At 58.3% G+C, this 12,324-nt stretch carries 10 protein-coding genes and 1 pseudogene; 5 read left to right on the top strand and 6 right to left on the bottom strand.

The window, feature by feature from the left end; translation table 11 throughout:
- The first annotated feature begins 184 nt into the window (after window positions 1-184).
- From LCM4573_RS07255 to LCM4573_RS27145, 3 genes and pseudogenes are all read left to right on the top strand, one after another.
- Window positions 185-1,606, top strand: a complete 1,422-nt coding sequence (locus LCM4573_RS07255; protein WP_244505261.1) for a cytochrome ubiquinol oxidase subunit I — start codon at window positions 185-187, stop codon at window positions 1,604-1,606.
- Window positions 1,596-2,600, top strand: coding sequence for a cytochrome d ubiquinol oxidase subunit II (gene cydB, locus LCM4573_RS07260; RefSeq protein WP_071005603.1), 1,005 nt, complete (start codon window positions 1,596-1,598; stop codon window positions 2,598-2,600). Before LCM4573_RS07255 ends, cydB begins: the two co-directional genes overlap by 11 nt.
- Before the next feature lie 421 nt (window positions 2,601-3,021).
- Window positions 3,022-3,556, top strand: a pseudogene (locus tag LCM4573_RS27145) (GSU2403 family nucleotidyltransferase fold protein).
- Window positions 3,557-3,817: 261 nt separating this feature from the next.
- Here the strand turns inward: LCM4573_RS27145 and LCM4573_RS07270 are convergent.
- From LCM4573_RS07270 to LCM4573_RS07295, 6 genes are all read right to left on the bottom strand, one after another.
- On the bottom strand, window positions 3,818-4,615 hold the full coding sequence (locus LCM4573_RS07270; protein WP_116285390.1) for an ABC transporter ATP-binding protein: 798 nt from the start codon (window positions 4,613-4,615) through the stop codon (window positions 3,818-3,820).
- A gap of 37 nt (window positions 4,616-4,652) precedes the next feature.
- Complete coding sequence (locus tag LCM4573_RS07275; protein ID WP_071005606.1) at window positions 4,653-5,648, bottom strand: ABC transporter substrate-binding protein; 996 nt, start codon at window positions 5,646-5,648, stop codon at window positions 4,653-4,655.
- Window positions 5,649-5,676: 28 nt separating this feature from the next.
- Window positions 5,677-6,456, bottom strand: coding sequence for an ABC transporter permease (locus tag LCM4573_RS07280; protein ID WP_071005607.1), 780 nt, complete (start codon window positions 6,454-6,456; stop codon window positions 5,677-5,679).
- 350 nt (window positions 6,457-6,806) lie between these two features.
- Window positions 6,807-7,625, bottom strand: a complete 819-nt coding sequence (locus tag LCM4573_RS07285) for a sugar phosphate isomerase/epimerase (RefSeq protein ID WP_071005608.1) — start codon at window positions 7,623-7,625, stop codon at window positions 6,807-6,809.
- Window position 7,626: 1 nt separating this feature from the next.
- On the bottom strand, window positions 7,627-8,784 hold the full coding sequence (locus tag LCM4573_RS07290; protein ID WP_071005609.1) for a dihydrodipicolinate synthase family protein: 1,158 nt from the start codon (window positions 8,782-8,784) through the stop codon (window positions 7,627-7,629).
- Window positions 8,785-8,786: 2 nt separating this feature from the next.
- Window positions 8,787-9,911 carry a Gfo/Idh/MocA family protein gene (locus LCM4573_RS07295; protein ID WP_071005610.1) on the bottom strand — a complete coding sequence of 375 codons (1,125 nt, stop codon included), beginning with the start codon at window positions 9,909-9,911 and terminating at the stop codon, window positions 8,787-8,789.
- A gap of 292 nt (window positions 9,912-10,203) precedes the next feature.
- Here LCM4573_RS07295 and LCM4573_RS07300 point away from each other — a divergent pair, with 292 nt between their 5' ends.
- Window positions 10,204-11,247 (top strand): amidohydrolase family protein, encoded by a 1,044-nt coding sequence (locus LCM4573_RS07300; RefSeq protein WP_071005611.1) that lies wholly within the window; start codon window positions 10,204-10,206, stop codon window positions 11,245-11,247.
- Between the two features lie 214 nt (window positions 11,248-11,461).
- A complete protein-coding gene (locus LCM4573_RS07305) occupies window positions 11,462-12,103 on the top strand; it encodes a TetR/AcrR family transcriptional regulator (RefSeq protein ID WP_071005612.1) in 642 nt (213 codons plus the stop codon).
- The last annotated feature ends 221 nt before the right edge of the window (window positions 12,104-12,324 follow it).

The following is a 12,324-nucleotide window of genomic DNA, read 5'->3' on the forward strand; positions in this document are numbered from 1 at the left end:
CGCAGGGAGTTGGAGGCCGACCACCGATCACAAAACGGCGTGGCATTCGGCCGCGCGACATCGGACAGGCTTGGCTGGGATCCAGCAGCCTCTATTTCTGGAACAGCGCCGCCGAATTTCGTCGGAGACACTGCCCCCCGAAGTACTGCGGCGGTTAGAGCCAATGTCGTTTCAAGGAGCCGTCATGACCTTCATGGGCCTCGAAGCAGAGATGCTTGCGCGAATACAGTTCGCGTTCACCGTCTCGTTCCATTTCATCTTCCCAGCCTTCTCGATCGGGACGGCGAGTTATCTGGCAGTTCTGAACGCACTCTGGCTCTGGAAGCGCGATGAAGCCTACCTCAGGCTCTTCGAATACTGGAAGACGATCTTCGCCGTGACCTTCGCCATGGGCGTGGTCTCCGGTATCGTCATGAGCTATCAGTTTGGCACCAACTGGTCCGCCTTCTCCGACAAGGCTGGTCCAGTCATCGGGCCGCTGATGGGCTACGAGGTCCTGACCGCCTTCTTTCTGGAAGCTGGTTTCCTCGGCATCGCCCTGTTCGGCCGCAAGCGGGTCGGCGATGTTGCCCATATGGTCGCCGTCGCTATGGTGGCCATAGGCACTCTAATCTCGGCCACATGGATCACCTCCGCCAATAGCTGGATGCACACTCCTGCCGGGTTCAGCATCGACGCCAATGGCGTCTTCATCCCCGAAGATTGGTGGCAAATCATCTTCAATCCCTCCTTCCCGTACCGGATGACCCATACTGTGCTGGCAGCCTTCCTGACTACCGCCTTCGCAGTCGGTGCGGTGGGCGCATGGCATCTCCTCAGGGATCGCGAGAATCGCCAGGCTCGGATCATGTTCTCGATGGCGATGTGGATGGCAGCCATCGTCACGCCGATCCAGATACTCGTCGGCGACCTGCATGGCTTGAATACGTTGGAGCACCAGCCCGCCAAGATCGCCGCCATGGAGGGACACTACGAGACTCATAAAGATGGTGTCCCGCTGATCTTGTTCGGCATCCCCGACGACGACGCCGAAACCACCCACTACTCCCTCGAAGTCCCGAAGCTTGGCTCGCTGATCCTGAAGCATGAGTTTGATGGAGAGATCAAAGGGCTGAAGGAATGGCCGAGTGACCAGCGTCCTCCCGCGCTCATGCCCTTCATCACGTTCAGGGTCATGGTAGGCATCGGGTTCCTGATGCTCGGCATCAGCCTTTGGTCGCTCTGGGCCCGTTGGAAKGGGCAACTATACGACACGCCGTGGCTTCACCGTATGGCGGTCGTCATGGGAGGTTCGGGCTTCGTCGCCGTCCTCGCCGGCTGGTACACGACTGAAGTCGGACGACAGCCATGGACCGTCTATGGCCACCTGCGAACAGCCGAGAGCCTGTCGCCTGTCTCGGCCCCAGCTGTAGGCGCGTCGCTTCTAACCTTCATCCTCGTCTACTTCGTCGTGTTCGGCGCAGGCGTCTACTACCTCCTAAAGCTGATGCGCCGGTCGCCGACTCCGCTTGAAGACCACGAGTTGGAGGCAGGTCCAATTCGCACTGCGGGCATCACTCCGGGACCTGCCCAGGATCATCCGCAAGGAGGACATTATGGACATTGATCTCTCGTTCATCTGGGCCGGCATCATCGCCTTCGCGGTACTGGCGTATGTCGTGCTGGACGGCTTCGACCTTGGCATCGGCATCGTCTTTCCCTTCTTTCGCAACCGTCGGGATCGGGACATCATGACCAACACCATCGCGCCCGTCTGGGATGGCAACGAGACGTGGCTGGTACTCGGCGGTGGAGGATTGATGGCGGTCTTTCCGCTCGCCTACGCAATTATCCTTCCGGCCCTCTATATGCCGATCATCCTGATGCTTATCAGCCTAATTTTCCGGGGCGTGGCCTTCGAGTTCCGCTGGCGGACCCATCATGAGTCCCAGCTGTGGGACTTCGGTTTCTGGATGGGTTCAAGCGTCGCGGCTCTGATGCAGGGTATCGCCCTTGGCGCTCTTGTACAGGGAATCACCGTGAGCGGCAGGCAGTATGCGGGAGGATGGTGGGATTGGCTGACCCCCTTCTCGGGGTTGACCGGCGTGGCGGTTCTTGTCGGTTACGCGCTCCTTGGCGTTACCTGGCTCAATCTCAAGACCAGCGGAGACATCCAAGCTCGATCTGCCAAGCTTGCTAGGCCTCTGAGCCTCCTGCTTCTCGCGCTCATCGGCATCGTATCCCTGTGGACGCCGTTCATCAACGAGATGTACTTCGAGCGCTGGTTCGGCTGGCCCACCGCCTTCTTTTCGTCCTTCGTTCCGCTGCTGCTGGCGGTCTGCGCCATTGCGCTCTGGCATGGGCTCACCCACGACAAGCACCTACAGCCTTTCCTGGCGGCGCTCGGCTTATTCGTATTGAGCTTCGCAGGACTCGGGATCAGCTTCTATCCATATATGATCCCCGGCGTTCTAACGATCAAGGATGCCGCAGCGCCGGAAAGCTCTCTCAAGTTCCTATTGGTTGGCGCTGCAGTGCTCGTGCCGACGATCCTGGCCTATACGGGCTACGCCTACTGGGTGTTCAGAGGCAAGGTTGATCCTGAAGAGGGCTATCATTGATGAATGACAACTTCCGCAAGACAGCGTGGTTCATTGGACTGTGGTTGGCTGGCGTTGGTACGGTCACGGCGGTCGGCCTGGTCATTCGAGCCTTTTTGCAATGATGTTCTGCCAATCCTTCCACGCTCTTCGTCACGACGCTTGTCGGCCACGGCTGTGYCGCCACGCTTTTCGTCAAGACTGTGAAGACGAAACCCGCATCGATGCGATTCACGACTCTCCGAAGTTTCACCAGGCTTGGCGAACTGTCCTCCAGGGAATGGTCGTCCGCGCGCGACCGCCTTGTTATAAGGTTTTGGCAGAGACTTATAACCACGAGTGAAGTGAGTAGGAGATAACTTCTTACGTCGACGACGCACTGCGAAAGGCGGTGGGAGGATTTGCCGCCTAGAGAGCTGCTGCACTCGAAAAGGAGATGTCTGTGATAAAAGAGAGCGACATTAGCAATCGAACAATGTTCGCAGAGTTAGTGCAGCGGAGCCTTGATGCCCAATTCGGGGCTGACTTCCCCTTGGAAGGGTGGTTTGTGACTGTGACCGTCAAAGATCGCGATTATTGGTATTTCGATCTCCCTACCCCATGGCAAGAACAAGCGAAACTACGTTGGCCCCGCGATCCGGCCGGTGCTCCTCTTTCGCGAGGGCGTGAACGTTCTCGTCCCCACTCCCGAGCGGTATGCTATCCACTAACTTATCGTGTCCTCGCGAAGGCTCACGGACGCGCTGGGCCGTGTGAAGGCCGATAAAGACCTAACGCAAGCCGCCTTGCTCTTTGAAGCTCTCACGGAGACGCGCCACAATGACGAGTTGGCCGATGCCTGCGAAGAAGCCTGGGAGCGCGGGGACGCGTGGAAGGAGGGCATCGTTAGCGGCTTGTCGAGACTGCCCATGAACGGTGTCAGGGCACTCGAACGCGCACTCGGCCCTGATGTCGTAAAGGGCCTCCTGAAAAGGTGACCCGTTGACACTGGGTATTGGTTTCACCACAGGCCAGGACAAAGCCACCCACCCGCCTAAGGGCACTGCCGCGAAGTTTTGGTTGGATGGAAGTGGATATTCCCGGTCATCGCCCATGACCGACGACCGTTTCCACAGCCCGGAGGTCGCGCACTTGAGCGCCTCGTTCTGGCGAAGCATTTCCATCGTGTCTATAGAACGTCCTCGTTCCGAAGCGAGTTGTCTTTGCGGCGCAGAGGAGAGCACTTCGGTGCCCCGCTGCTAGTGGTCGTCGAGGGAGCCCTGAGCGTAGAAATGCTGGCGGATTGTCTTGGTGTACGAGGCGAACTGCGTTGATGCCATGACGCTCAGGTCTCGCGGCCTTGGCAGATCGATGTCGTAGATCGCCGCGATAGAGCCGGGTCGCTCACTCATGACGACCACCCGATCCGACAGATATACCGCTTCTGGTATGCTGTGCGTGATCAGCAGGACAGTCTTCCGCGACTCGAGCCAGATCCGCTGCAGTTCCACATTCATCTTCTCGCGCGTCATTGCATCCAGCGCCCCAAAAGGCTCGTCCATGAGGAGCACCTGCGGATCATGAAGCAATGCACGGCAGATCGAGGCACGCTGCTGCATGCCGCCGGAAAGCTGCCCCGGATACTTCTTCTCGAAACCCTGCAGGCCAGCCATCGCGATCAGGGCTTCGGCGCGTAGACGCGCCTCCGCCTTATTCATGTTGCGCATCTCCGCTTGGAGGAGGATGTTGTCGATGATGTTCCGCCAAGCCAGAAGCACCGAGCTCTGGAACACGATGCCAACATCGGTCTGAGGTCCCGAAATCTTCTTTCCGGCGAGCAGAAGCTCGCCGTCAGAAATCGGTGCCAGCCCCGCGACAAGCTTAAGGAGCGTGCTCTTGCCGCAGCCCGAAGGGCCTACGACCGACACGAACTCCCCTTCCCTGATCGAAAGGTCGATCGATTTAAGCGCCTCGAAGGAACCGAATTTCTTCGTGACGCCGTTCAGCTGGATGAGGGTCGACCTGTCTACTTGCTTCGGGAACCTATCTGTCATCATTTCCTCGGATGCGCGGAGCGATCTCATGGCCGACACCTCACGGAAGGAACGCGGCGGTGTAGTACTTGCCGACATCGTTGTCTGATGCCTGGAGCGTACCGACTGCGATCATCGTTGCGATGGTCTCTTCGACCTGCGCATTCGTGACGCGTAGCGGCCGCAGGTTCTCAGCCCCCTTGGCCTTGAAGAGCGGGATGGCGGTCTGCAATCCAGTCATCAGGCTCTCCGGCGTGCCGGAATTCGGATACGCCTTGTGGACTGCGTCAACGGCTTCCTGCGGATGCTCGGATGCATACTCGAACGACTTCGTGGCCGCGCGCATAAATTTCTTGAGGAGTTCGGGGGTTTCCTCGACAGTCTCAGTGTTCACGATGAACGACGACCCGATGCTGTTGACGCCAAAGTCCGCGAACAGCATGTTCGTGACCGGCTTGCCGGTGGCCGCTTCGATCTGCGTGCCCTGGTCGGTCGCGAATCCGAGAAGAGCGTCAGCTTGGCCGGTAATGACGGAGTTGACCTTGGTCTTGGCGTCACCGTTGACCGTCTTGAAATCGTTCGTCGTGAGATTGTTCTTCTCCAGGAAAAGGGGCCAGGATTGGGACGGAGAGTCCCCGGCTGTCATGGCGATCGTGAGCCCTTTCACCTTCTCCGGAGTGTCAATGCCTTTCTCCTTGAGGCTGATGACGGCGAAGGGGCTGCGCTGAAGCGCCGAGCCGATGGAGATGACCGGGGCGCCCTTGACGGCAAGCGCCATCATCGTCGTCAGGTCTGCAAAGCCCATGGTGACGTTGCCGGCAGCAACTGCCTGAACGGTGGGTCCGGAGCCGCGACCCTCCTGGATTTCAAGGTCGACGCCCTCTTCCTTGAAGAAACCTTTCTCCTTGCCGAGAATAATTGGCGAATGCAGTCCCGTGACATACCAGTTGAGCATCAACGTGACCTTCTCGGCCTCCTGCGCAGCGGCGAGATTCGGTTGCGACAAGGTACTGGCGACGGCGACGGCTGCGCCGAAAAACAGGGCAGAAATTTTCATCAGATTTTCCTCCTCCTTGATGAACTCTTCAATGCGTGCCGGCGGTAGCCAAGCGGTTTGAGATGTGCCACGGCAGCATCAGCTTCTCGGCGATGTCGATGATCACGAAGAGCAGCACGCCCATGAGCGACAGGATGATCAGGGCAGAGAACATCAGCGGCAGATCGAAATTGCCGTTCGCCCGCTGAAGCACATAGCCGATCCCCGAATTCGAACCCACGAACTCGCCGACGACTGCTCCCACGACTGCAAGCGTGATGGAGACCTTCATGCTCGCGAAAATCGCCGGAAGCGCATTCGGCAGGCTGATTTTGTAGAACATCTTCAGCTTGGTGCTTCCCATGGACTTTGCCAGGTCGATCATGTCGGATTCGAGCGACTTGAAGCCRAGGACGGTGGAAACCACGATCGGGAAGAATCCGAGCAGGAATGYCACGATGACCTTCGGGAAGAGGCCGAAGCCGAACCAGACGACGAACAAGGGCGCGATTGCGACTTTCGGAATGCTCTGCGAAAAGACGAGCAACGGATAGACATAGCTCTCGATCGTCTTGGAATAGGCGATGAGCATTGCCAGCGGCACGCCAATCATAACAGAAAGCAGAAAGCCTCCGATCGTCGCCTGCAGGGTGGGAATGGTCTCCGCCAGCAGCATGGGCCATTGGGCATACATCTGCACAGCGACATCGATCGGAGCCGGAATGAGGTAGGCCGGGATGTCGAACAGACGAATGGCAAGATCCCAGACGAGAACCAGAAAGAGGACCAGCAGCACCGGCCTCACGATCGGAGAGTTGATCGACCGCATCAGTGTGGCCCCCGGATTTCCGTTTGGTGGGTACGACGCATCACGCATTCTCCTCCTCTAGAGAGCTCTGTGGTGTCGGCCAGTTGGGGTCTGTGAACTTCAGTCTTTGCTGGCGTTCTGGATACCGGGTCCCCCAACCCAGAGCATGCCGCGGCGAAGCCGTATAGGATCAGCAATTCGGCCAATTCATTAATTCACCATCCAGGGAATTAATGAAAAAATTCGCCTCGAAAGTCAATAAGCCGGACGCTCGATGTTGAATGATCTTCTATGAAAACCGCGCGAGGACTTAGTTCTCCATCACGAATTTCTTAGAGCCCAATCCGCGTATTCTCCCCTCCAGGCATATGTCAGCAGTCGACTGCCCTATCGACGATCGTACGCATCACTTCGTCTGCATCCCGCTTCCACCAGTTGTTCGCGGAGAATATCTCCACCTCGTTGAGGCCCTTGAAACCATTCACCTCGACCCGCGACCTCAGCTTCGGAATATCGATAACCCCGTCGCCCATCATGCCGCGATCAAGCAAAAGATCCGTGGTCGGCACCAGCCAGTCGCAGATGTGGAAGGCCATGAGACGCTCGGGCCCTGCCCGGTCGATCTGTTCCTCGACCTCGGGATCCCACCAGACGTGATAGACATCGACGGCCACTCCAATTCCAGGACCGAGCCTGTCGCAGATATCGAGCGCTTGGCGCATGGTGTTCACGCACGCGCGGTCGGCTGCATACATCGGATGCAGAGGTTCGATGGCGATCTTGACACCACAGGTGCGGGCATATTCCAGCGACCTCGTGAGCCCCTCCTCGACGATCTCCCTGGCTCCTGCGATGTCCTTTGATCCAGGAACCATACCGCCGACGACCATGACGAGGCAMCCCGCACCGATGGTCGCCGCGTCATCAATCGCCTTCTTGTTGTCATCGATCGCCTTCTGATCGAGCGGGCTCGCGATCGTGTACCAGCCTCCGCGGCAAAGTCCCGACACGGAAAGGCCCGCGTCGCGGATCAACCTTGCCGCCGTTTCCGCGCCAAGCTCCTCAAGCTTGTCGCGCCAAGGCGAAATGCCACCGAAGCCGTGCCGGGCGCAGCCTTCGATCGCTTGGCGGAGATTCCACTGTGACCGGACCGTCGCTGTGTTGAGGGAAAGCTGTTGCGCTGTGAGCATGTCAGATCCCGATCCCGCAAGTTGCGAATACACGTGCCGCGCGGGTGGCCGCACGATCGGGATCATCGAACAGACCTGCCTTGCTGGCCAAGCGCACGATATCGGCAAGATGCTGGGCTGATCGGGTGCTCTGCTGACCTCCGAGCATCGTGAAATGATCCTGGTGACCGTTCAGGTACGCCATGAAGACGACGCCGGTCTTGTAGAAGCGAGTTGGCGCCTTGAATATGTGGCGGGAGAGCGGAACCGTCGGATCGAAGGCCGAATGATAGACGTCCATGTCGCCGCTGCTCAGCGCGCTGAGCGCCTGAGCAGCGGCGGTTGCGATTGGATCGAAGATGCCGAGGAGAGCGTGGCTGTAGCCCTGTTCGTCTCCCGCGATCAGTTCGGGATAGTTGAAGTCGTCACCGGTATACATCCGCACACCCTTCGGCAGCCGGCGACGCATGGAGACCTCCTTCTCCGCGGAGAGCAGGGAAATCTTGATGCCGTCCACTTTGGACGCATTGCCGGCGATGATGCCGAGGCAGGTGTCCATGGCGGTCATGTGGTCGCTATCGCCCCAGTAGCCTTCCAGCGCCGGGTCAAACATCTCGCCGAGCCAGTGGAGGATGGCAGGTTCCTTGAGCGACCCCAGGATGCGACCGTAGACTTTGCCGTAGTCATCCGGAGACTTCGCGACCCTGGCAAGTGCGCGGGACGCCATGAGGATGATCCGGCCGCCAGCCGCCTCGACGGCCTCGCACTGCTTTTCGTAAGCGGCAATTACGTCATCGAGACTAGAAGCGTCCGATGGCGCCAAATGATCAGTTCCGGCACCGCAGGCGATCAGATGACCGCCCGACTTTGCCAGCGAGACGCTCCGCTTGATGAGTTCGAGCGATGTTGGCCAGTCCATGCCCATGCCGCGCTGTGCGGTGTCCATGGCTTCGGCAACACCGAAGCCCTTGGCCCATAGATGTTCGCGAAAGGCCAGCGTTCTGTCCCAGTCGACCGCGCAGTCCAACCACGGATCATTGTCAGCGTAGGGATCGACGACCACGTGCGCCGCCGCATAGGCAGTGCGGTTCCATTCGCCCCCCTGGGCGGCCGCAACGGCTGGGCCGATCTCAAAAGTCTCGAGCCCACCACCTTTTGTAGGAAGGATAACCGAAGCCATCGTCACAGCCCTAGATCTTCGAGATCGATCCAGCGCCGTTCGCGGGCGCTTTTATATCCCGCTTCGGCGAGCTGAACGCCCTTGGCGCCTTCGGCGAGCGTGTAGCGCCATTCAGAACCCTCCAGAACATGGCGGAGGAACTGCTCCCACTGAACCTTAAAGCCGTTATCAAGCGGTACATTGTCCGGGACCTCCTCCCAGGATTCGTAGAAGTTGAGCGGCTGCGGAACGTCCGGATTCCAGACAGGCTTCGGCGTGTTGACACGATGCTGGCTGTAGCACTTGTGGAGACCGGCGACGGCTGAACCGTGGGTGCCGTCGATCTGAAAAGTCACCAGGTCGTCACGACGGACGCGGGTGCACCAGCTCGAATTGATGTGAGCGACGATGCCGCCTTCCAGCATGAACGTCGCGTAGGCGGCATCGTCCGCGGTAGCCTTGTATTCCTTTCCAGCTTCATCCCAGCGCTTGTCGATGTGGGTGGCCGTCGTGCAGCTCACCGACTTGACGGGAGCGATGACGTTGTCGAGAACGTAGCGCCAATGGCAAAGCATGTCGGAGACCATGCCGCCGCCATCCGCCGCGCGATAGTTCCAGCTTGGACGCTGCGCGGGGAGATAGTCACCCTCGAACACCCAGTAGCCGAACTCCCCCTTCACCGAGAGGATCTTTCCGAAAAAGCCGCTGTCGCGGAGGCGCTTCAGCTTGACCAGCCCGGGAAGATCGAGCTTGTCGTGGACGATGCCGTTCTTCACGCCCCTCGCCTTCGCGTATTTCGCAATCTCGATGGCTTCCTCAAGTCCCTCGGATACAGGCTTCTCGCAATAGACGTGCTTGCCGGCGTCGATGGCATTGCGGAGAAGCGTCGGACGAAGTTTGGTGGAAGCAGCGTCGAAGAAGATCTCGTTGTAAGRATCGGCCAGGGCACTATCGAGGTCGGTAGTCCAGCGTTCGACATTGTGAGCCTTGGCAAGACGCTCGATCTTTACACCGTCACGGCCGWCGATGATCGGATCCGGCATGACCCGGCCTCCGTCAGATAGAACCAACCCGCCCTGGTTTCTGAGCGCGAGCACCGAGCGGATGAGATGTTGGTTCATTCCCATCCGGCCCGTCACGCCGTGCATTACAATGCCAATCTTCCTGTCGTTAGCCACGAGTAGCCTCCCCGCTTCGTCGGACGACCGTCCTTCGGAATTGCCTTAGAATTTAATTCACCAATTGGAGAATTGACATCTTTATTGCAGACGCTGGCGCGCTTGGCAAGTTGACAATTCATCGTTCGGTGAATTATTTGAATTCATCGAGATGAGGGCCTGAACCGCCAAGGAAAGCCCCACATCCGCAACCGCCGTCAGATCGCCCCCTCCTATTGATGAAGCCGATCAGCGTGCTGCCAAACCGCAAGGAGACGTGACGATGGTTCCCGGACTGAAAGAGGTTTCGAACCTCATCGATGGGTGGACGCATATCTTCCCGGAGGAGTACTTTGAGAAGATCAGGTGCGTCTCTTCCRCATCCGGGCCGCTCAAGCGCTKGGTCAGCCTGAAGCCTCTGTTCGATCTCAATGAACGATTCAGGCTGATGGACAAGTTCGGGGGCTATCAGCAGGTGCTGACACCCTCGATGCCCGCCTTCGACGAGATCGCCGATGCTCAGGAGGCGGCAGCCCTGGCCCGGATCATGAACGACGGTCTGGCAAAATTGGTGCAGCTCTTTCCGGACCGCTTCCCGTACTTCGTGGCAGGAATTGCGATGACGGACGAGAATACCGCGGTCTCGGAGATCGAAAGGGCGATCCAGCTCGGCGCAATCGGGTTTCAGTTGCCCACGCATGTCAGGGGTGCCGCTCTCGATCAGGAAAGGTTTTCCGGGATCTGGGACGCACTCGCCGCCACAGGCCGGCCGATCTGGCTTCATCCGATCAAGGGGCCAACGGCCGATTATCCCACGGAGGAGAAGTCCAAATTCGAGATCTGGTGGTGCTTTGGCTGGCCTTACGAATCGACCGTCGCGATGTCGCGGATCGCGCTTTCGGGTCTGTTCGACCGCCATCCCCATCTCAGAATCATTACCCACCATATGGGCGGTATGATTCCGTTCTTCTCCGGACGCATCGAACAGGGCCTGGGTTTGGAGATGGGAGCACGAACGCCGCCTTCCGATGCACATCTGCTTCCAAGCGACCTGAAACACCCCGTATCGAAGTATTTCAAGGCATTCTATGGCGACACTTCCCTTTCGGGAGCGGCCGGCGCGCTTCAATGCGGCATCGATTTCTTCGGCTTCGACCATGTGGTCTTCGCCACCGATTTCCCGTTCGACGCCGAGGGCGGGTCGTATCTCGTCCGAGAGACCCTCCGTTCATTCAATACGGCAGGAATGTCGCAGGACCAGATCTGGACCATCGGGAACCGGAACATCCATGCGCTCGCAAAGCCTTCCTTCAATTCGCAATTCTGATCTGCGAAACAGGCTGCACGGGAGCGATGCGAGGGCACAACTGGTCGTCTCCAATGTCTGGACTATAGTGGATTTGGGAAAGCTGCTTGAGGAAGCAGCTCGAGGTTGGACTTGGTCGATCGCTCCGACGACCCCCTGACCGCCTCTATTTTTAGTGAAAGGCTGACGCCCAATGGCGCGACGTAAATTGAACGCATCCGGGTCTGAGGAAGCTATGCAGGCGGACGCCTTCACAAAGTTCCGCGATGCCGACCGATCGAAGAAATTAATTCTCGAAGTGGCGGGGGTTGAATTCGCCGAGCACGGGCTCGGCGGTGCGCGCATGGCGCGGATTGCCGAGCGAGCGAACATCGACAAGAAGTTGATCTTCTATTACTTCGACAACAAGGAACGGCTGTATACGGAGGTTCTCGCCGACGCTTACGCAAAGATCCGCAGGGCGGAATCCGAACTCCATCTGACAGAACTAGACCCTTCGGAAGCGGTATGCCGTTTGGCCGAGTTCACCTGGAACTACTACGTCGAAAACCCGGAATTCATCACCTTTCTCAATAGCGAGAACCTGCATCGGGCGCGGCACATACAGACGCTACCAAACATCCAGAACCTTAACTCCCCTCTTGTCTCGATGTTGGGATCCATTCTCAAGCGCGGAGAGGAGCAGGGAACATTCAAGAAGAATATCGACCCGATCCAGCTATACATCTCTATCGCCGCGCTATCGTATTTCTATCTCTCGAACAATTACACGCTCTCCGCGATCTTCGGGAGAAATCTCCTGAGTGAAGAGGCCCGGTTGGAACGACTGGATCACATAAAGCAATTCGTCCTCAGCTACGTCACTCTTCCCTCCTAATCCAGGCCCCTCGCAAACTTGTTTTGATGTTGTCGCATCGCGCGCAGCCGCAAATTGCTTGCCATAAAAAACAAACATGCTACTCAGTCTCAAGTTTAAAGGCGGGCGGGCCGACGTTTGGCCATGGCCTCCGAACGCCGTTGGAGGGACTGATACCATGTTCCATCGCAATGTTTTGTCGGTACAGGTACCCTCCCCCCTCTTAAGCATGCGCGGATCGC

This window comes from Rhizobium sp. LCM 4573 (assembly GCF_001854865.1).
In the GTDB taxonomy this organism is placed as follows: Bacteria; Pseudomonadota; Alphaproteobacteria; order Rhizobiales; family Rhizobiaceae; genus Neorhizobium.